The organism is Streptomyces sp. NPDC085931 (genome assembly GCF_044540565.1).
In the GTDB taxonomy this organism is placed as follows: domain Bacteria; phylum Actinomycetota; class Actinomycetes; order Streptomycetales; family Streptomycetaceae; genus Streptomyces.
Genome location: NZ_JBITSK010000005.1, coordinates 82,925 through 101,540, shown reverse-complemented (window position 1 = coordinate 101,540; position 18,616 = coordinate 82,925). Strand labels below are relative to the sequence as shown.

The window sequence follows — 18,616 nt, the reverse complement described above, 5'->3', positions numbered from 1 at the left end:
TGGGTGACTGGTGCGGGATCACAGGAGAGCGGAAGCGATCGAACGTGCGACGGACAGACGAACGGCACAGGCGAACGGCGCCTGTTCGGGGTGGGGAACCCGGACAGACGCCGTTCGCCTGGTGCGTGAGTGGTGTCAGTCGTTGGCCACGACGGGGTAGCGGGGCTCGTTCTCGGCCATCTGCCGCAGCGCGTCCTTGCGCTCGCGCTTGGAGAGCCGGTCGATGTACAGGTAGCCGTAGAGGTGGTCGGTCTCGTGCTGCAAACACCGAGCGAAGTATCCGGTGCCGCGCACCTTGATCGGGTTGCCCCGCTCGTCCTGCCCGGTCACCTCGGCGTAGTCGGGCCGGGCGAGCGGCGCGTACGCGGTCGGCACCGACAGGCAGCCCTCGTTGCTGTCGTCCAGCCGGCGCTTGTCGGCGGGCAGTTCGACGAGCTTGGGGTTGCAGACGACCCCGGTGTGCCGGACGCCCTCGTCGTCGGGGCAGTCGTAGACGAAGACCTTCGCGTCGACGCCGATCTGGTTGGCGGCCAGGCCCACGCCCTCGGCGGTGCGCTGGCTGGCGAACATGTCCGCGACGAGCTGCTGCAGCTCCTCGCCGAACTCGGTGACGTCCTTGCACTCCTTGTGCAGCACCGGGTTGCCGACGACCGTGATCGGCCGCGAGGTTCCCCGCTCACGCCAGGCCGCCTCGCGCTCCTCGCAGTCCTCCGTGTCGATCACGTACCCCTCGTCGTCGACGGGGAGCACGCCCTCGTGCTGCTGATCGGTGTCCTGCTGAGCCATGACGTCTCGTACGCCTTCCTGAACAAATCCAAGGGATGCTGATACAGGGTACGCGGGTGAAACGCCCTGCTTTCAGGGGCGCGGGGAACCGCGTGAGCCCCCCCGTGGCGCGGCCGCACCCGGCAACGGCGCTAACACACCTCTTCCAGGTCCCGCCAGTCGCGGGAATCCGGACTGTCGGCCACCCACCCGTCCAGCAACCCCCGGACGAGCGAGGCCGGCGCGGCCAGCCCGCACTCCCGCTCGGGCACCCACAGCTGCCCGTCCGTCCGGTGCCCCAGCGGCCCGGGATGCCCCGGCTCGCTGTGGTCGTGCGGGTCCAGGTGCTCCCCGTCGCCCTCGTCGGACGGCATCCGCGACTCCGAGCACATCCGGCACAGCAGCCGCACCGAGGAGGACCAGTCCTCCGCGGCGAAGCCCGCGTCCGCGGCCAGCTGCTCCAGCGCGTCCCGGTCCGCCTCGGTCGCCGCCTCCAGCAGCACCACCCACGTCGGCACCGGCGACGGCGCCCACAGCTCGATCTCGTCGAACACCGGGTAGGTGTGCCCGGCGGCCGTGGTGCGCTCCCCGTGCGGCACGCCGTCGTGCAGGACGACCTCGCCCCAGCGCCGGCCCGACGACGGCAGCGGAATGGACAGCACCTCCATCCGCGCGGGGTCCAGCCGGCGTCCCCACACGACCTCGGCCTCGCCCTCCGGCGACAGCCGTACGGCCGCGCTGCCGAGGTCCATGCCGACGGGCTCCCCGGAGTCGTTCGCCGCCCCCGGCACCCGCAGCCCGTAGGCCTGCCAGGCGCGGCGGGCCAGCGGCCAGTCCTGCAGGGCGGTCGCGGCGATGCCGACGTTCCACCAGTCGGGCGCCCCGGCGTCCCGGTCCAGCAGGGCCACCGCCCGCAGGCCGGCGGCCCGGGCCTGCTCCCAGTCGTGCCGGAACTTGTGCAGCAGGGCGAGGTTGAACCAGGACTCGGACAGCCAGGGCTCCAGATCGGCGGCACGTGTCAGCAGTGCGCCCGCGTCCTCGTACCGGCCGTCGCCGATGAGGGTGAATGCCCGGTCCGTGGCCTGCCGCCAGGAGGCGGAGGGCCGATGCCGTCCCTTGCCGAAGATCCTCACGATTCCCGCCTGCCAGTTCCGTGCTGTGGGCTGGCCGTAGCTGTGTTTCGAGCCCCCGGACACCTTCTCCTTCGCATCCAACCACGTACGGCCTCGGGGGCGCTCATTACCCATGGGTTACCCAGCCACGGGCAGCGTCAGACTGCTCCTTGCCAGTACCCGGGCCAGTGATTCCACCACGTCCGGCGCGTACTGGCCGGCGGTGGCGAGCCGGAGTTCCTCCAGCGCCGTCAGCGGCCCGCCCGGGCCGCCTTCCCGGGACTTCTCCTCGTACGCGTTCACGGCCCGGACGATCCGGGCCGCGAGCGGCTGCTCCGCGTACGGGTCGGCCTGCCGCTCCACGACCACGGCGACGGCCTCGTCGACCCCCGTCTGCCGGACCACCGCCCCGCCCAGGAGCGCGATCCGGCGCTGTTCCGCGGCGGGCAGGGCGGCGGTGGCACCCGCCGGCACGGGGTCGACGAGGCTCAGCTGGCCGATGTCGTGCATCAGGGCCGCGTACTCCAGCACGGCCAGCTCCGGCTCGGTCAGGCCCAGATCGCGCCCGACGGCCAGACTGAGCGCGGCGACCCGGCGGGCGTGCCCGGCCGGGGTGTACCCGGCGACCTCGGTGGCCCGGGCGAGGGAGGCGATGGTCTGCCGGTAGGTCGCCCGGACGGCGGCGTAGCGGCGGAAGGACATCTGGGCGAGCAGCAGCGGCACGGAGAAGACGGGCAGCGCCCACAGCCCCACGACGGCGACCGCCAGCGCCATCACCGCCCCGGTGGCGATGACGGCGGAGCCGATGCCGCGCACCGCCCGCAGCTCGTCCCGCAGCACCGGCCCGAACGGCCAGCCGGTCCGCGCGTGCGCCAGGGCGGCGGCGAGCACGGCGTCGCACAGCGCGGTCAGGGACAGCAGCGCGAGGAGCAGCAGCGCGTAGGCCGGGCCGCCCCAGTCGTCGAACATGCCGCGGTTGTACGGGGGCTGGAAGCACACGGCGACGAAGCCGACGGTGAGCACGCGGCGCGCCAGGTGGTCGAGTGTGGGCCCCTGCCCGCGGGCGACGTGCGGCACGCTGCCGAGCAGCGAGGCGGCCAGCACGACGGCGACGACCTGGGCCGGCCCGTGGTGTGTGGCCCGCCCGCCGGCCTCCCCGAGCAGCCCGTACGACAGAGCCGCCGCGGCGCCGAGCGGTGCCGGCTCCCTGACCCGGGCGTCGTTGCGCCGGGTGAGCTCGCCGACGGTGACGAGGACGCCGAAGGCGAGGGCGACCCGGCGTTCCTCCAGCCCGCTGTAGAGGGTGACGGCGAGGGAGCCGGCGGCGAGGACGGCGGCACAGGTGTGGACGAGGGTGAGGAGCGGGGGCGGCCGGTGGCCGTTCATCGGCGCGACCTCGGCTGCCCACCGACGGGCGCCCCGGGCGCGGGCACCCCCGGAACCTCACCCCGCCCTTGCCCGCCCCGAGCACCCTGCCCGGCCTGAGTGCCCTGCCCGTCCTGCCCGGCCTGAGTGCCCGGCCCGGTCTGACCGCCTCGGTCCTCCCGGCTGCCGTGTCCCCCCTGGTCACCCCGGTCACCCCGGTCGCCCGGGCCGTCCGTGTCGTCCGCGGTCACCGCCGGGCGCCAGCCCGCCCGCTCCACCGCGCCGACCAGGGCCGTGACCATCACCGGGTCGAACTGGCTGCCCGCACACCTCTCCAGCTCCGCCAGGGCCACCGGCACGGGCCGGGCCCTGCTGTAGCAGCGGGTGGAGGTCATGGCGTCGAAGGCGTCCGCGACCGCCACCACCCGCGCGGACTCCGGGATCTGACGGCCCACCAGCCCGTACGGGTACCCGCTGCCGTCCAGCCGCTCGTGGTGGTGCAGCACGGCGGCCCGGGCCTCCCCGAGGAAGCCGATGCCGCGCACCATCTCGTGCCCGTACTCGGGGTGCAGCTCGATCACCCGCCGCTCCTCCGGCGTGAGCGGCCCGTTCTTGCGGAGCAGCCGCGTGGGCACGCCCAGCTTGCCCACGTCGTGCAGGATCCCGGCGAAGCGGAGCACTTCGACGCGCTCGTCGTCCATGCCCAGCTCGCGCGCGATCATCATGGACGCCTGCCCGACGCGTTCACTGTGCCCGCGCGTGTAGCCGTCCTTGATGTCGACGGCCTGCACCAGTGCCCGGATGGTCGCCTGGTGGGCCGCCCGTTCCCGGTGGTACTGGGCGAACGCCCACCACGAGACGCACATCGGCAGCAGCACGAGCAGCGCGGCCACGGGCCCGTACGGGCTGCGCCACAGCACGGCCATCATCAGCCCGGCCAGCCCGTGCACGGCGATCGGCGCGAGCGAGCGCGCCACCAGACCGCGCCAGGCCCGCCGTACCGGCACCCGCTCGGCCACGGCCAGGATGCCGCCGTCCAGTACCGCCAGCACCAGGCAGAACGTCAGCACGGCCGCCGCGGCCGGACCGAGCGCGTAGGGGACGTCCCCCGCGACGACCGCGTCCCGTCCGCCGAGCAGCCAGTGCACCCGGGCCGCCGCCCACACGCCGAGGACGAGCTGGGCGGCCCGCCACAGCCGCCGCAGCGCCACCGGCCGCTGCGCGTACGAGAGCAGCGCGCCGGGCACGGCCACCAGGGCGGCGGCCGGCGCGGGCAGCAGGAACGCGCCGGCGAGGAGTACGGGGTAGAAGGTCCCGGCCGGGTGGGAGAGCCCCACGAACCGGGACCGGGCGACGCGCTCGCAGCCGGCGTACAGCGCGGCCAGCAGCGCCACCGCCCACCAGGGCGCGCGCACGCCCGGCAGCGGCAGCAGGCAGAGGAGCGCGGCGACCACGACACAGCCGACATACACGCGTGTCCGTGCCGGTACCGCTTCCATGCGCCCCTCCCCGGCCCTGTCCGTCAGGCCCGGAGCCTAGGACGGCGGAAGGGGGCTCCACGGGCCGATGACCCGCGGATTAGCACGTTCGAGTGATGCGTTCGAGTCCCGGAACCGGGTTCAGGACTCCTGCGGCGTGGCCGGCGAGGCCGCGACGTCCTGCTCGGGGACCGCCTGGCCGGAGCGGATGAGGTCGATCCGCCCCATGACCTTGGCGCGCAGGTCCCCGGGGACGTCGTCATGCCCGCAGCAGCGCTTGACGAGCTTCTTCACGGCCTGCTCCAGGCCGTACTTCTCCAGGCACGGCGAGCACTCCTCGAAGTGGTGCTCGAACTTCACGCAGTCCGAGTCCGGCATCTCACGGTCGAGGAACTCGTAGAGATGATCGAGGATTTCGCTGCAATCCGTCTCGTGCGGCTCTCCGCAGCTCATGACCCCGAGCCTTTCGCTTCGTTCGACTCTCCGGCGCCGGCCGGAACCATCCCCCGCTCACGGGCGTAGTCCTCCAGCATGCCGCGCAGCTGACGGCGGCCGCGGTGCAGCCGGGACATCACCGTTCCGATGGGTGTCCCCATGATGTCGGCGATCTCCTTGTAGGCAAAGCCCTCGACATCCGCCAGGTAGACGGCGATGCGGAACTCCTCGGGAATCGCCTGGAGCGCTTCCTTCACGTCCGAGTCGGGCAGGTGGTCGAGCGCCTGCGACTCCGCGGAGCGCAAGCCCGTCGACATGTGCGACTCGGCGCGGGCGAGCTGCCAGTCCTCGATCTCCTCGGCCGCCGAGCGCTGCGGTTCCCGCTGCTTCTTGCGGTACGAGTTGATAAAGGTGTTGGTGAGGATCCGGTACAGCCACGCCTTGAGGTTGGTGCCCTCGCGGAACTGGTGGAAGGACGCGTACGCCTTGGCGTACGTCTCCTGCACCAGGTCCTCGGCGTCGGCCGGGTTGCGCGTCATGCGCAGCGCGGCCGAGTACATCTGGTCGAGGAACTCGAGCGCGTCCCGCTCGAAGCGCGCGCTGCGCTCGGTCGCGGTCTCCGTGCTCGTGCCGCCCTGGCCCTCGGGCTGCTCCGCCTGGCCGTTGTCGGTCCCTGCGTCGGTCCCAGTGACCGGACCCACCTCCTCCAGTGTTCTCGTGAAACCGAAACCGGTCTCACCCGAATCGGAGGATAGACGACGATCCGGTCCGCCCGCCGCCCGAATCGGGGCGGTCCTGGCCGCGTGCAGCACCGTCCACTCCAGGTCGGCACGGCTGCTGCGGCTCGGGCAGAAGGTCGAACCCATGCGGCGGACTTCCTCTCCTACGGCGTCGGTGCTGGTCCCCAGCACGTACGTCCCGCACAACAGTGACCACCGCCCCGGCATTCCCGGGGCCTCACCCGAGTGACCCGGCCCACCCGGCCACGGCGTCCGTGACGACCGCCACGGCCTCCTCCTGCGAGATCTCCGCACGTTTCGGCACGGCGAAGCCGTGATCCGCGTAGGGGACCTCCACGAGTTCGTAGGCGCCCTCAGGGAATTCCGCCGGTCTGCCGAACGGGTCGTTCCCGCCCTGCACGACCAGGGTGGGCACGCCGGAGCCGAGCAGTTCCCCGGCCCGGGACTTCTCCGGCTTGCCGGGCGGGTGGAGCGGGAAGCTCAGGGCGAGCACGGCGTGGGCGCCCAGTTCGGCGGCGGTCCGGCAGGCGACCCGGGCCCCGGCGCTGCGGCCGCCGGAGATCACCGGCAGCCCGGGCGCCGTCAGCGCGGGCCAGACGCCGCGCCAGCCGGTGTCCAGGGTCCTGGGCGCGGGCGCGAGCTTCTTCCCGGCCACCCGCCAGGGCTGCTCCACCCGGGCCACGGTCACACCGTGGGCGGGCAGGGCATCGGCCAGGGCCGCGAGGTCGCGGGCCTCGATACCGCCGCCCGCGCCGTGGCCGACGGCGAGCACCAGCCGGGGCTTCCTCGCCGGGTGCCAGGTGATGCGGGCGGTCCCGGCCTCGGTCTCGACGGTCTCGGTCGTCTCACGGGCCGCGTCGGTCCCGTCGTTCGCATGGGTCACGTCAGAAAAGTGTGCCCTCTTCCGGTCCTTCCAGTTCCTTCAGCAGCTCCGGCCCGTTGTTGCGGACGTTGCTGACGGCCGTGCTGACGGGGTAGGCGCGCATCAGCCCGGCCGGCGGCGGGGCGAGCAGCTCGCGCAGGCCGTCGGCGTCGGTGCGGGACGGGTCCAGCCAGGCGTCCCAGCGGTCCGGCGTCAGCATCAGCGGCATCCGGGGGTGGATGTCGGCGAGCGCCCGGGGGCCCTCGGCCGGGGCCACCGCGAGCGGGCTGGTCTCGGCCTCGGTGGTGATGACGGAGCAGGTGACCCACCAGGCCTGCGGGTGGTCGTCCGGCAGCGTCCTGTCCCGCCAGAACTCGTACAGCCCGGCCATCGCGAAGACCGACCCGTCCGCCGGGGTCACGAAGTAGGGCTGCTTGCGGGGCCGCTTCTTCTTCCCCTCGACCTCCAGCTCGCGCTCCTGCGTGCCGGTGACCCACTCGTAGTAGCCGTCGGCGGGCAGGATGCAGCGCCGGGAGGTGAAGGCGCGGCGGTAGGACGGCTTCTCGTGGACGGTCTCCGCGCGGGCGTTGATCATCCGGGCACCGCCCTCGGGCGTCTTCGACCAGGAGGGCACGAGTCCCCACTTGAGCGTGCGCAGCTGCCGAACCGGCCGCGGGTCGTCCGCGTCTTTCACAGGGCGGTCGAGGACGGCGTAGACCTCCTTGGTGGGGGCCACGTTGTAGTCCGGTTCGAGGGTCTCCTCGGGCTCCCACTTCTCGATCTCGAAGATTCCCGCGAGATCCTCTGGCCTACGACTCGCTGCATACCGTCCGCACATACGTGCCACACTGCCAGATTCCATCCGCCCACGAGGAGCCGACGCCGCACATGGACAGCACCGCAACCGCCTCGCTCGCCTCCCTCTGGGGCGAGGTCTCCGGCACGCAGCCCGACCCCGACCTGTGGGTGGTGGTCGCGGCCCTGGGCGTCGCGCTCGCCGTGGTGATCCCGCACGGTCTGTGGCGCATCTCCCGCAACGCCATCACCATCGCGCACGAGGGCGGCCACGGGCTGGTGGCCCTGCTCACCGGCCGCACCCTGACGGGCATACGGCTGCACTCCGACACCAGCGGCCTGACCGTCAGCCGCGGCAAGCCGCACGGCATCGGCATGATCCTCACGGCCGCCGCCGGCTACACCGCCCCTCCGCTGCTGGGTCTCGGCGGCGCGGCCCTGCTCGGCGCCGGCCGCATCACGCTCCTGCTGTGGCTGGCCACGGCCCTGCTGCTCGCCATGCTGGTGATGATCCGCAACGCCTACGGCGCCCTCACGATGCTGGTCACCGGCGGCCTGTTCGTGGTGGTGTCCTGGCTGGCCGGACCGCAGATCCAGGCGGCGTTCGCGTACGTGGTGGTGTGGTTCCTGCTGGTGGGCGGGGTGCGACCGGCCTTCGAACTCCAGGCGAAGCGGTCCCGGGGCGGGGCGGGCGACTCGGACGCGGACCAGCTGTCCCGTCTCACCCACGTACCGGCGGGCCTGTGGTTCTTCCTGTTCCACGCCGTGTCGCTGTGCTCGCTGATCGGCGGAGGGCGCTGGCTGCTGGAGCTGTGAGCCCGCGCAGGCCGGGCGCGAGCGGCGCGACGGGGCGGCCCCCGGACCACCGCCTGCTTATAAAGTAAAGGCATGGTCCCGAACACCGCAGACACCGCCCTCTGGCCCGCCCCGCACGCGAGCGGAGCCGTCGACGCGACGGTCCACGTGCCCGGGTCCAAGTCGGTCACCAACCGCGCCCTCGTCCTCGCCGCCCTCGCCTCCGAGCCGGGCTGGCTGCGCCGCCCGCTGCGCTCCCGCGACACACTGCTGATGGCCGGCGCGCTGCGCGCGATGGGGATCGAGATCGAGGAGGGCGTCGGCCCGGACGGCACCGGCGAGGCGTGGCGGGTGCTGCCCACGGGCCTGCGCGGCCCGGCCACGGTCGACGTCGGCAACGCCGGCACGGTGATGCGGTTCCTGCCGCCCGTCGCCGCGCTCGCCGACGGCCCCGTCCGCTTCGACGGCGACCCCCGCTCCTACGAGCGCCCCCTGAACGGCGTCATCGACGCGCTGCGCCAGCTCGGCGCCCGGATCGACGACGACGGCCGCGGCGCGCTGCCGCTGACCGTGCACGGCGGCGGTGCCCTGGACGGCGGCCCGGTCTCGATCGACGCGTCCAGCTCCTCGCAGTTCGTCAGCGCCCTGCTGCTGTCCGGCCCGCGCTTCAACCAGGGCGTCGAGGTCCGCCACACCGGCGACACGCTGCCCTCCCTGCCGCACATCCGGATGACCGTGGACATGCTGCGCGCGGTCGGCGCCCAGGTGGACACCCCCGAGTCGGGCGGCGAGCCGAACGTCTGGCGGGTCACGCCGGGCGCCCTGCTCGGCCGGGACCTGGTGATCGAGCCGGACCTGTCCAACGCCCAGCCGTTCCTGGCGGCGGCCCTGGTCACCGGCGGCAAGGTCGTCATCCCGGACTGGCCGGCCCGCACCACCCAGCCCGGTGACCGGCTGCGCGAGATCTTCACGGAGATGGGCGGTTCCTGCGAACTGACCGACTACGGCCTGGTGTTCCACGGCTCCGGTTCGATCCACGGCATCGACGTGGACCTGAGCGAGGTCGGCGAGCTGACGCCGGGCATCGCCGCCGTCGCTGCCCTGGCCGACTCCCCGTCGACCCTGCGCGGCGTGGCCCACCTGCGCCTGCACGAGACGGACCGGCTGGCGGCGCTGACCAAGGAGATCAACGAGCTCGGCGGTGACGTGACGGAGACGGCCGACGGCCTGCACATCCGCCCGCGCCGGCTGCACGGCGGAATCTTCCACACCTACGACGACCACCGCATGGCCACGGCCGGCGCGATCATCGGCCTGGCCGTGGAGGGCGTGCAGATCGAGAACGTGGCGACGACGGCCAAGACCCTGCCCGACTTCCCCGACCTGTGGACCGGGATGCTCGGGGCGTAGGACGCGGGGACCAGGTCATGCGCCGCTACGGCAAGCACACCGACGAGGACGACATCCGCACCCGTCCGGGACGCCGGAACACCCGGCCCCGGACGAACATCCGGCCCAAGCACGAGGACGCCGCCGAGGGCCTCGTCCTCACCGTCGACCGGGGCCGCCTGACCTGCCTGGTCGGGGACCGGGTGGTCATGGCGATGAAGGCCCGCGAACTGGGCCGCAAGGCCGCGGTCGTCGGCGACCGGGTCGCCCTCGTGGGCGACATGTCCGGGAAGAAGGACACGCTGGCGAGGATCGTGCGCATCGAGGAGCGCACGTCCGTACTGCGCCGCACGGCCGACGACGACGATCCCTACGAGCGCGTGGTCGTCGCCAACGCCGACCAGCTGGCCGTCGTCACGGCCCTGGCCGACCCGGAGCCCCGCCCCCGCCTGATCGACCGCTGCCTGGTCGCGGCCTACGACGGCGGCCTGGAACCACTGCTGGTGCTGACCAAGTCGGACCTCGCCCCGCCCGAGAAGCTGCTGGAGCTCTACGGCGACCTCGACATCCCGTACGTCGTCACCAGCCGCGCGGAACTGGAGAGCGGAGCCGCCGTCGCCCGGGTGCGCGAGCAGCTCGACGGCAGGATCACGGCGTTCGTCGGGCACTCGGGGGTCGGCAAGACGACCCTGGTCAACGCGCTGGTGCCGGAGGAGCGGCGGCGTTCGACCGGGCATGTGAACGCGGTGACGGGCCGGGGCCGGCACACCACCACCTCGGCGCTGGCGCTGCCGCTGGCCGGCGGCGACGGCTGGGTCATCGACACCCCCGGCGTGCGGTCGTTCGGGCTCAACCACGTGGACCCCTCCCGGGTCATCCACGCCTTCCCCGACCTGGAGCCGGGCACCGAGGGCTGTCCGCGCGCGTGCAGTCACGACGAGCCGGACTGCGCGCTGGACGCCTGGGTCGCCGAGGGGCACGCGGATCCGGCGCGGCTGTACTCGCTGCGCCGGCTGCTGGCCGCCCGGGAACGCACGGAAGGCGACTGACCTCCGCGTTGTTTGTCCTGCCGTGCGGACGGTAAGTGCATAATCGCACCAAGCCGGATGCAAGGCTCGACAAAACGAGACGAAGCGGTCACTGAACGTGGGTTACGGGAGGACGACACATGGCGTGGCTGCTGGTCATCGTGGCCGGGTTGCTCGAGACCGGTTTCGCCGTCTGCCTGAAGCTGTCGCACGGCTTCACACGGCTGTGGCCGACGGTCGCGTTCTGCGTCTTCGCGCTCGGCAGTTTCGGTCTGCTCACCCTGTCGCTGAAGAAGCTCGACGTGGGGCCCGCCTATGCCGTGTGGACGGGCATCGGGGCGGCGGGGACGGCCATCTACGGCATGGTGTTCCTGGGTGACCTGGTGTCGACGCTGAAGATCGTGTCGATCAGCCTGGTCATCATCGGTGTGATCGGGCTGCAGTTGTCGGGCTCGGCGCACTGACGCCCTGTCAGCCGGCCTGCCGGTGCAGGGCGCTGCGGACCAGGTCGGCGACTCCGCCCTCGCCGGGCGGCGCGGCCACGCACGACAGGGCCAGCCGGACGGCGAGTTCACAGGAGCGGGCCAGGTCGGCCGTGTCGGACCTGGGCGTGCCGGGCCCGGCCAGGACGGTCACGGCGCGGTCGCGCACGAGGGCGACGAAGTCGCCGGGCGAGGGCAGGGGGCCGTCGGCCCGGCGCTGGGCCGGCACGGCGGAGCCTGACGGGGCGGCCGACAGGGCCGGCGACGGCAGGCGTTCGCTCCAGCAGCCGGTGAGCATGGCGCGCACGAGGGCGTTGTCCCGGGCCGCGGCGGTGAGCCACTCGGCGGTGGCGGTGAGCCGGTCGCGCGGGTCGCTGTGGGCGGCGAGCGCGCGGTCGACGCCGGCGAGATAACCGTCGGCCTCCCTGCGCACGAGCGCCCGGGCGAGGCCGTCCTTGCTGCCGAACTCGTTGTACAGCGTCTGCCGGGACACTCCGGCCGCCGCGGCCACGTCCACCATCCGCACGGCGGACCACGGCCGGCGCGCCAGCGCCGCGAAAGCGGCGTCCAGCAGAGATTCCCGCGCTGCAGGCATCATCGCCTCCCCTTGGGGCGAGCGGCTCTGCGCCCAGGTTTGACGCGCGTGGAAGCACTGTCAAGGGTTCGCGAGCGCGCGCGGGGGCGCGTTTCGGCCGTGCAGCGCGGGGTGTTGAGACGTTCCGGGCCGTGCCGCCGGGCCTCCCCACCGGCACGCCATCCGACCACGGCCCGGTCCTCACCAACCCCCGGTGGCCCCACCCCCACCTCGGCAGATAGGTTCGTCACATGCCCGACTACCTCGACGACCTGCGTCTCGCTCACGTCCTCGCGGACGCCGCGGACGCCGCGACGACGGACCGGTTCAAGGCCCTCGACCTCAAGGTCGAGACCAAACCGGACATGACACCGGTGAGCGAGGCGGACAAGGCCGCCGAGGAGCTCATCCGCGGCCAGCTCCAGCGTGCCCGGCCGCGGGACGCGATCCTCGGCGAGGAGTACGGCGTGGAGGGCACCGGCCCGCGCCGCTGGGTGATCGACCCGATCGACGGCACCAAGAACTACGTCCGCGGCGTCCCCGTCTGGGCCACGCTCATCTCCCTCATGGAGGCCGGCGAGGGCGGCTTCGAGCCGGTCGTCGGGGTCGTCTCCGCCCCCGCGCTGGGGCGCCGCTGGTGGGCCGCGAAGGGCCACGGCGCCTTCAGCGGCCGCTCCCTCACCAAGGCCTCCCGGCTGCACGTCTCCCGCGTCTCCCGGCTCTCCGACGCCTCGTTCGCGTACTCGTCGCTCAGCGGCTGGGAGGAGCAGGGCCGCCTGGACGGCTTCCTGGACCTGACCCGCGCGGTGTGGCGCACGCGCGCGTACGGCGACTTCTGGCCGTACATGATGGTCGCCGAGGGCTCGATCGACATGTGCGCCGAGCCGGAGCTGTCCCTGTGGGACATGGCCGCGAACGCGATCATCGTCACCGAGGCCGGCGGCACCTTCACGGGCCTGGACGCCCGCCCGGGCCCGCACAGCGGCAACGCGGCCGCGTCGAACGGCCTGTTGCACGACGAGTTGCTCGGGTACCTCGACCAGCGGTACTGAACGCCCTCTTGTTGACCCTCCCTTTGCCTGCCACTCTGAGAGTCCCCCCACTTGTGAACTTGTGAAAAGTGGAACAAAGGCGGGGAGACCCCCAGGAGGTGGCTCCATCCATGCTCGTCCGTGACGCCATGAGCACCGTCGTCCTGACCATCGGCCCGACCCACACGCTGCGCCAGGCCGCCGCACTGATGTCCGCCCGCAAGGTCGGCGCGGCCATCGTCCTCGACCCGGACGCCGGCGGCATCGGCATCCTCACCGAACGCGACATCCTCAACTCCGTGGGCCGGGGCCAGGACCCGGACACCGAGCGCGCCCACGCCCACACCACCGACGACGTCGTCTTCGCCGCGCCGACCTGGACCCTTCAGGAGGCGGCCGGCGCCATGGCGCACGGCGGCTTCCGCCATCTCATCGTGCTGGACCGCGACGAACCCGCCGGCGTCGTCTCGGTCCGCGACATCATCCGCTGCTGGGCACCGGCGCGTCAGCAGGTGCCCGCCTGACCGCACCCGGGCACACGGACGGGCCGGACCCCCGAGGGGAATCCGGCCCGTCCAGTGCCTACCGCAAGCGGTCCAGTGCTGGAGTTCAGCCGCGCAGGGCCTGGACCGCGGCCTCCAGCCGCTTGCCGTAGTCTCCGTCAGCCCGACGGAAGTTGTCGATCGCGCGCTCGACGATGTCGTCGCGCGAGACCTTGGCGATGAAGCCCGCCAGGTTGGCGATCAGGCGCTCCTTCTCGTCCTCCGACATCAGCCGGTAGAGGTTGCCCGCCTGGACGAAGTCGTCGTCCTCGGCGTGCACGGGCGCCTCGTGGTTGCCGGTGGCGCCGCTCACGGCGACGGCGGACCAGAGCGGACGGTCCGTCTGGAACGGGCCGCCGAAGCTGTTCGGCTCGTAGTTCTTCGCTCCCCCGTGACGGCCGTCGTAGAGGTGCCCGTCCCGGGAGTGGGTGCGCGCCACGGTGGCGTGCGGGCGGTTCACCGGCAGGTGGTCGGCGTTGATGCCGACGCGGTAGCGGTGGGCGTCGCCGTAGGCGAAGAGGCGGCCCTGGAGCATCTTGTCCGGGGACGGGCCGATGCCCGGCACGAAGTGGGCGGGGCTGAAGATCGACTGCTCGACCTCGGCGAAGATGTTCTCCGGGTTGCGGTTGAGCTCCAGCTTGCCGATCTCGACGACCGGGTAGTCCGCGTGCGGCCAGACCTTGGTCAGGTCGAACGGGTTGAACCGGTACGTCGCCGCCTCGGCGACGGGCATGATCTGCACGCCGACGGTCCAGCTCGGGTACTCGCCGCGCTCGATCGCCTCGCGCAGGTCGCGCTGGTGCGAGTCGGGGTCCTCACCGGCGAGCCGGGCGGCCTCCGCGCTGGTCAGGTTCTTGATGCCCTGGTCGGTCTTGAAGTGGTACTTCACCCAGAAGGCCTCGCCGGCCGCGTTGCTCCACTGGAAGGTGTGGGAGCCGAAACCGTCCATGTGGCGGTAGGAGGCCGGGATGCCCCGGTCGCCGAACAGCCAGGTCACCTGGTGCGTTGACTCGGGCGACAGGCTCCAGAAGTCCCAGACGTTGTCCGCCTCGGTCGAGCCGGTGTACGGGTCGCGCTTCTGGGTGTGGATGAAGTCGGGGAACTTGATGGCGTCCTTGATGAAGAACACCGGGGTGTTGTTGCCGACGAGGTCGTAGTTGCCCTCCTCGGTGTAGAACTTCAGCGCGAAGCCGCGCGGGTCGCGCACCGCGTCCGCCGCGCCCAGGTTGCCGGCCACCGTCGAGAAGCGCAGGAAGACCTCGGTCTGCTTGCCCACCTCGGAGAGGAAGGCCGCGCGAGTGTAGGGCGTGACGTCGGCGGTCACCGTGAAGGTGCCGTAGGCGCCGGCACCGCGTGCGTGGACCACGCGCTCCGGGATCCGCTCGCGGTTGAAGTGGGCGAGCTTCTCCAGCAGGAGCTGGTCCTGGACGAGGACGGGGCCGCCGACGCCCGCGGTCTCGCTGTTCTGGTTGTCGGCTACCGGGGCTCCGGCCTCCGTCGTAAGCGGTCCCTGCGTCACGTGCGCCTCCTGCACCATTCCTGGCCAAACCTGTCCCTTGGCCAAAGCCGTTCTCGATCCTACAATAGACATTGTCTAAAGCAAGTGAGACTCTAATCTCACACCTGTTCGGGACCTGGTCCCCTTAGCTGTTAGGCTTGTGGCCATGAGTGACCTTCTGGAACGCCTGCGCGGACGCGGATGGCGGATGACCGCGCAGCGGCGCGTCGTGGCCGAGGTCCTCGACGGCGAACACGTCCACCTGACGGCCGACGAGGTCCATGCCCGGGCCGTCGCCAAGCTGCCCGAGATCTCCCGGGCGACCGTCTACAACACGCTCGGTGAGCTGGTGACCCTCGGCGAGGTGCTGGAGGTCTCCACGGACCAGCGCGCCAAGCGGTACGACCCGAACGCCCACCGGCCGCACCACCACCTGGTCTGCGCCCAGTGCGGCGCGATCCGCGACGTCCACCCGGTCGGCAACCCCCTGGCGGACCTTCCCGACTCCGAGCGCTTCGGCTTCACGGTCTCGGACGTCGAGGTGACGTACCGCGGCGTCTGCCCGAACTGCGCGGCCGCCTAGCCCGGCCCACGCGAAAGCCCCGGCACCGCTGGCGCCGGGGCTTTCCGCTGTCCAGGCGGGCCGCTGGGGCCCTGGGAAACACCGAGGGCCGGAACCCTTTCGGATTCCGGCCCTCGGCCTTCAGTAGCGGGGACAGGATTTGAACCTGCGACCTCTGGGTTATGAGCCCAGCGAGCTACCGAGCTGCTCCACCCCGCGTCGGTAAATGCAACGTTACGTCAATGACGAGGGCAGATGCAAATCCCTTCCCACCGCCGCGCCCAACCAGGACTCCAGGACCCTGACCGTGCCCCCCCGCTCGCCCTGGGGCGGCCTCCCCACCGCAGGACGAACGCCTGCCCGTCCGCCCCACACCGACCGCTCGTGCGCAACACCGGCCCCCCGGGTGAGGCCGGCCACGCTGGACGCGCCGTGCGCTGATGGAGGTGCCGGTGGGTGGTGGAGGTGCCGGTGGGTGGTGGAGGTGCCCGTTGCTGGTGAAGGTGCCGGCCTCGGTGAGCGCTCGTCTCGGAGCAGCAGCCCACGCCTTCCGGACGGGCCACCGCGCGGCCGTGCGGGCGCACGCGGCCGTACCGAGGCGCTCGCGGCCAGGCCGATGCGTCGCACGGCCGCGCCGCGAGACGCCCGCCGTCATGCCGAGCCACCTCACGGCCGTACCGAGGCGGCCGCGGCACGCCGACCTACCCCGCGGCCATGCCGAGCCATCCGCCGACCGCCCCGAGGCGCCCGCAGCCGTGCCGAGCGACCCCGCGCTCGCCGCCTCGCCGACCCACCTCGCGACCGTGCCGAGGGCACCCGCCCGCAGGCGGGGCCACCTCGCAGACGCGCCGAGTCACCCGACAGACGCGCCGAGCCACCCCGCAGCCCTGCGAGCCACCCGGCGACCGTACTGGGGCGCCCCCCGCTGACGACGCCGAGGCGCCCGGCATTCCAGACGCTTCTCAGCTCCGGGACGGGCGTCGGGCGTGGCGCGCGTCGGCGGTTCGCCTCACGCCGACAGCTCCTGCCGGAGTGCGTCCCGCAGGCGAGCCGCTCGTTCCGCCACCGACCCGGGGCCCAGCGACACGGCCCGGTCGGCCCAGCGCTGCCCTTCCGCCAGCTCGCCCCGACGCGCGTAGACCAGGGCCAGCCGCAACGCCGCCCGTCCGTGCCCGGCGTCGGCCGCCCGTGTCCACCACACGGCCGCCTCCGGCTCGCTCCCCTCCCGCGCCAGCAGCAGCCCGAGATTGAACGCGCCGTTGCGCGACCCGGCCTCGGCCGCCTCCCGGTACCACCGGGCAGCCTCGACGACGTCCCCCCGGGCCGCCGCGAGCATGCCGACCCGGACCTGCGCCCGCCGATGCCCCTGGGACGCCGCCCGCTCGTACCACTCCTCGCACTCGCTGCGCCGGTGCACGGGCTCGCCGAGTTCGTGCGCCGGCTCCGGCGGCCGGCGCGCGTCGAGCACCGTCGCCAGCCGGTACGCGGCCTCGGCGCTGCCGCCCCCGGCCGCACACCGCAGGTGCCGCTCGGCCTCCAGTTCGTCCCCGTCCCGCAGCCGCGCGATGCCGACCTGCAGCGCCGCCTCGGTGTGCCCGGCGGCGGCGGCGCGCTCGTACCAGCGCAGCGCGGCCTCGTCCTCGCCCCGCCCGGCGTGCAGGATGCCCAGGTTGAACGCGGCGTCCACGCTCCCCGCCTCCGCGGCCTTGGAGAACCACGGCTCCGCGCCCGTCTCGTCCCCGCCCTGCAGCAGCAGGATCGCCAGCGCGTTGGCGGCCTCCCGGTGCCCGGCGTAGGCCGCGCGCCGGTACCACTGCTCGGCCTGCGCGGTGCGCCCCTGCTCGGCGCAGAGCAGCCCGAGGTTGTACGCGCCGTTCACGTCACCCGCGTCCATCGCGGCCCGGTACCACCGCTCGGCGGTCTGGGTCTCGCCCCGCTCCGCGTGCAGCGCGCCCAGCGCGTTGGCCGCGTTGCCGTCCCCGTCCTGCGCGGCCCGCAGCCACCACACGGCGGCGTTCTCCGTGTCGCCCGCGTCACGCAGCAGGAACCCCAGCGCGCAGGCGGCCCGCGCCTCGCCGTCCTTGGCGGACGTCAGGTACCAGCGCCCGGCCTCCTTGAGCTCGCCGCGCCGTTCCAGGATCGACCCGAGGTGCAGGGCGGCCCGGCGGTGCCCGCGCGCGGCGGCCTGCCGGTACCACTGCTCGGCTTCCTCGGCAGCCCGGAGACCGTTGTCGCCGTCGGCCTCCCGCGCCGTCCTCCGGTCCAGGGCCCTCGCCAGCCGGTACGCGGCCTCGCGGTGCCCGCGTTCGGCCGCCACACGCATCCACTGCTCGGCCGCGGCGTCCCCGCGGTGCTCCAGCAGGTCGGCGAGGGCGTACGCGCCGAGGGTGTGGCCCTGTTCGGCGGACTGGCGCAGCCAGTACTCGGCGGCGGGCTCGTCGCCGCGCTCGCGGTGGTGCCGGCCGAGGGCGTGCGCGGCCGCGGCCGATCCCGCGACGGCGGCGATACGCCACCAGCCGGCCGCCTCGTCGGCGTAGCCGCGCTGGTGGAGCAGGACGCCCAGGTTGTTGGCCGCGGCCCGGTCGCCCGCGGCGGTGGCGGCCCGCAGATGGGGTTCGGCACCGTCGAGATCGCCACGGCGCAGCAGCATGGCCCCGAGGACACTCATCGCCTCGACGTCGCCGGCCTCCGCGGCGAGCCGCTGACGCAGCTCTTCGGCCGCCTCGTCGGCGAGTTCCCCGGTCTCGTCCGGGGTCTCGGTGTCCTCCCGGCTGGAAGGCTGCACAAAACGCCCTGTCTCGAACAGAGTTGCCTTGTCCCCCATAACGTCCATCGTCGCACCACCTGCAACCTGGGTACACCTGGTATACCGCAGCCAGTGAGGTCACTACAGCGTTTTGTCGACATGCCCACAGAACGACAAGTCAAACACAGAACGCCCAACTCCCCACGGCGGCGCGGCCGCAGCCTGCGCCCATACATGCGTTCACACATCACGAAGGCCCGGATTCCTGTGTGGAATCCGGGCCTTCGTGGCCGCTCCGTCACTCGGACATCGCGACTTCAGTAGCGGGGACAGGATTTGAACCTGCGACCTCTGGGTTATGAGCCCAGCGAGCTACCGAGCTGCTCCACCCCGCGCCGTTGTGTTCACCACCGTATC

Annotated in this window: 18 protein-coding genes and 2 tRNA genes; 7 read left to right on the top strand and 13 right to left on the bottom strand. The window is 72.9% G+C overall.

The features are described 5' to 3' along the window. Positions 1-135: 135 nt before the first annotated feature. From def to ACIGAN_RS11610, 8 genes are all read right to left on the bottom strand, one after another. The gene (gene def, locus ACIGAN_RS11645; protein WP_365087658.1) at positions 136-786 is read right to left on the bottom strand and encodes a peptide deformylase; all 651 of its coding nucleotides are present in this window, start codon (positions 784-786) and stop codon (positions 136-138) included. 131 nt (positions 787-917) lie between these two features. Beyond that, complete coding sequence (locus ACIGAN_RS11640) at positions 918-1,898, bottom strand: tetratricopeptide repeat protein (RefSeq protein ID WP_365087659.1); 981 nt, start codon at positions 1,896-1,898, stop codon at positions 918-920. A 117-nt stretch (positions 1,899-2,015) separates the two neighbouring features. Beyond that, positions 2,016-3,263 (bottom strand): HD-GYP domain-containing protein, encoded by a 1,248-nt coding sequence (locus ACIGAN_RS11635; protein ID WP_399856900.1) that lies wholly within the window; start codon positions 3,261-3,263, stop codon positions 2,016-2,018. Then, on the bottom strand, positions 3,260-4,741 hold the full coding sequence (locus ACIGAN_RS11630; protein ID WP_399856898.1) for an HD-GYP domain-containing protein: 1,482 nt from the start codon (positions 4,739-4,741) through the stop codon (positions 3,260-3,262). Before ACIGAN_RS11630 ends, ACIGAN_RS11635 begins: the two co-directional genes overlap by 4 nt. A 120-nt stretch (positions 4,742-4,861) precedes the next feature. Further along, a complete protein-coding gene (gene rsrA, locus ACIGAN_RS11625; protein ID WP_365087662.1) occupies positions 4,862-5,173 on the bottom strand; it encodes a mycothiol system anti-sigma-R factor in 312 nt (103 codons plus the stop codon). After that, entirely contained in the window at positions 5,170-5,856 is a 687-nt protein-coding gene (sigR, locus tag ACIGAN_RS11620) for an RNA polymerase sigma factor SigR (RefSeq protein WP_309095368.1), read from the bottom strand. Before sigR ends, rsrA begins: the two co-directional genes overlap by 4 nt. 256 nt (positions 5,857-6,112) lie before the next feature. After that, positions 6,113-6,778, bottom strand: a complete 666-nt coding sequence (locus tag ACIGAN_RS11615) for an alpha/beta hydrolase family protein (protein WP_399856896.1) — start codon at positions 6,776-6,778, stop codon at positions 6,113-6,115. 1 nt (position 6,779) lies between these two features. Beyond that, the gene (locus ACIGAN_RS11610; RefSeq protein ID WP_365087664.1) at positions 6,780-7,595 is read right to left on the bottom strand and encodes an SOS response-associated peptidase; all 816 of its coding nucleotides are present in this window, start codon (positions 7,593-7,595) and stop codon (positions 6,780-6,782) included. Positions 7,596-7,645: 50 nt separating this feature from the next. Between ACIGAN_RS11610 and ACIGAN_RS11605 the strand changes: the two genes are divergently transcribed. The 4 genes from ACIGAN_RS11605 to ACIGAN_RS11590 all read left to right on the top strand — a co-directional run bounded on the left by ACIGAN_RS11605 (position 7,646) and on the right by ACIGAN_RS11590 (position 11,228). Beyond that, positions 7,646-8,368 carry a M50 family metallopeptidase gene (locus ACIGAN_RS11605; protein ID WP_365087665.1) on the top strand — a complete coding sequence of 241 codons (723 nt, stop codon included), beginning with the start codon at positions 7,646-7,648 and terminating at the stop codon, positions 8,366-8,368. A 72-nt stretch (positions 8,369-8,440) separates the two neighbouring features. Then, positions 8,441-9,757, top strand: a complete 1,317-nt coding sequence (gene aroA, locus ACIGAN_RS11600; RefSeq protein ID WP_365087666.1) for a 3-phosphoshikimate 1-carboxyvinyltransferase — start codon at positions 8,441-8,443, stop codon at positions 9,755-9,757. Between the two features lie 17 nt (positions 9,758-9,774). After that, entirely contained in the window at positions 9,775-10,785 is a 1,011-nt protein-coding gene (gene rsgA, locus ACIGAN_RS11595) for a ribosome small subunit-dependent GTPase A (RefSeq protein WP_365087667.1), read from the top strand. 119 nt (positions 10,786-10,904) lie between these two features. Continuing rightward, on the top strand, positions 10,905-11,228 hold the full coding sequence (locus tag ACIGAN_RS11590) for a DMT family transporter (RefSeq protein WP_030232322.1): 324 nt from the start codon (positions 10,905-10,907) through the stop codon (positions 11,226-11,228). 7 nt (positions 11,229-11,235) lie between these two features. Here ACIGAN_RS11590 and ACIGAN_RS11585 read toward each other — a convergent pair whose 3' ends face one another. After that, positions 11,236-11,844, bottom strand: a complete 609-nt coding sequence (locus tag ACIGAN_RS11585; RefSeq protein WP_365738811.1) for a TetR/AcrR family transcriptional regulator — start codon at positions 11,842-11,844, stop codon at positions 11,236-11,238. 227 nt (positions 11,845-12,071) lie between these two features. Here ACIGAN_RS11585 and hisN point away from each other — a divergent pair, with 227 nt between their 5' ends. Then, entirely contained in the window at positions 12,072-12,872 is an 801-nt protein-coding gene (gene hisN / locus ACIGAN_RS11580; RefSeq protein WP_365087669.1) for a histidinol-phosphatase, read from the top strand. Between the two features lie 110 nt (positions 12,873-12,982). Continuing rightward, positions 12,983-13,375, top strand: a complete 393-nt coding sequence (locus tag ACIGAN_RS11575; RefSeq protein ID WP_365087670.1) for a CBS domain-containing protein — start codon at positions 12,983-12,985, stop codon at positions 13,373-13,375. A gap of 85 nt (positions 13,376-13,460) precedes the next feature. On the opposite strand, the gene ACIGAN_RS11570 is transcribed toward ACIGAN_RS11575, so the two are convergent. After that, positions 13,461-14,912, bottom strand: coding sequence for a catalase (locus tag ACIGAN_RS11570; RefSeq protein WP_365087671.1), 1,452 nt, complete (start codon positions 14,910-14,912; stop codon positions 13,461-13,463). Positions 14,913-15,057: 145 nt separating this feature from the next. Between ACIGAN_RS11570 and ACIGAN_RS11565 the strand changes: the two genes are divergently transcribed. Continuing rightward, a complete protein-coding gene (locus tag ACIGAN_RS11565; protein ID WP_309095379.1) occupies positions 15,058-15,474 on the top strand; it encodes a Fur family transcriptional regulator in 417 nt (138 codons plus the stop codon). A gap of 124 nt (positions 15,475-15,598) precedes the next feature. On the opposite strand, the gene ACIGAN_RS11560 is transcribed toward ACIGAN_RS11565, so the two are convergent. The 3 genes from ACIGAN_RS11560 to ACIGAN_RS11550 all read right to left on the bottom strand — a co-directional run bounded on the left by ACIGAN_RS11560 (position 15,599) and on the right by ACIGAN_RS11550 (position 18,594). After that, positions 15,599-15,672 (bottom strand) — tRNA-Met (locus ACIGAN_RS11560). A gap of 790 nt (positions 15,673-16,462) precedes the next feature. Next, positions 16,463-18,286: a tetratricopeptide repeat protein gene (locus ACIGAN_RS11555; protein WP_399856891.1), complete on the bottom strand. Its 1,824-nt coding sequence runs from the start codon at positions 18,284-18,286 to the stop codon at positions 16,463-16,465. A gap of 234 nt (positions 18,287-18,520) precedes the next feature. Beyond that, positions 18,521-18,594 (bottom strand) — tRNA-Met (locus ACIGAN_RS11550). Positions 18,595-18,616 lie beyond the last annotated feature (22 nt).

Coding starts and splice junctions, on each gene's coding strand:
- rsgA (WP_365087667.1), top strand. CDS start 9,775: ATGCGCCGCTACGGCAAGCACACCGACGAGGACGACATCCGCACCCGT.
- ACIGAN_RS11635 (WP_399856900.1), bottom strand. CDS start 3,263: ATGAACGGCCACCGGCCGCCCCCGCTCCTCACCCTCGTCCACACCTGT.
- hisN (WP_365087669.1), top strand. CDS start 12,072: ATGCCCGACTACCTCGACGACCTGCGTCTCGCTCACGTCCTCGCGGAC.
- rsrA (WP_365087662.1), bottom strand. CDS start 5,173: ATGAGCTGCGGAGAGCCGCACGAGACGGATTGCAGCGAAATCCTCGAT.
- ACIGAN_RS11565 (WP_309095379.1), top strand. CDS start 15,058: ATGAGTGACCTTCTGGAACGCCTGCGCGGACGCGGATGGCGGATGACC.
- ACIGAN_RS11585 (WP_365738811.1), bottom strand. CDS start 11,844: ATGATGCCTGCAGCGCGGGAATCTCTGCTGGACGCCGCTTTCGCGGCG.
- def (WP_365087658.1), bottom strand. CDS start 786: ATGGCTCAGCAGGACACCGATCAGCAGCACGAGGGCGTGCTCCCCGTC.
- ACIGAN_RS11590 (WP_030232322.1), top strand. CDS start 10,905: ATGGCGTGGCTGCTGGTCATCGTGGCCGGGTTGCTCGAGACCGGTTTC.
- ACIGAN_RS11575 (WP_365087670.1), top strand. CDS start 12,983: ATGCTCGTCCGTGACGCCATGAGCACCGTCGTCCTGACCATCGGCCCG.
- ACIGAN_RS11610 (WP_365087664.1), bottom strand. CDS start 7,595: ATGTGCGGACGGTATGCAGCGAGTCGTAGGCCAGAGGATCTCGCGGGA.
- aroA (WP_365087666.1), top strand. CDS start 8,441: ATGGTCCCGAACACCGCAGACACCGCCCTCTGGCCCGCCCCGCACGCG.
- ACIGAN_RS11605 (WP_365087665.1), top strand. CDS start 7,646: ATGGACAGCACCGCAACCGCCTCGCTCGCCTCCCTCTGGGGCGAGGTC.
- ACIGAN_RS11630 (WP_399856898.1), bottom strand. CDS start 4,741: ATGGAAGCGGTACCGGCACGGACACGCGTGTATGTCGGCTGTGTCGTG.
- ACIGAN_RS11555 (WP_399856891.1), bottom strand. CDS start 18,286: ATGGACGTTATGGGGGACAAGGCAACTCTGTTCGAGACAGGGCGTTTT.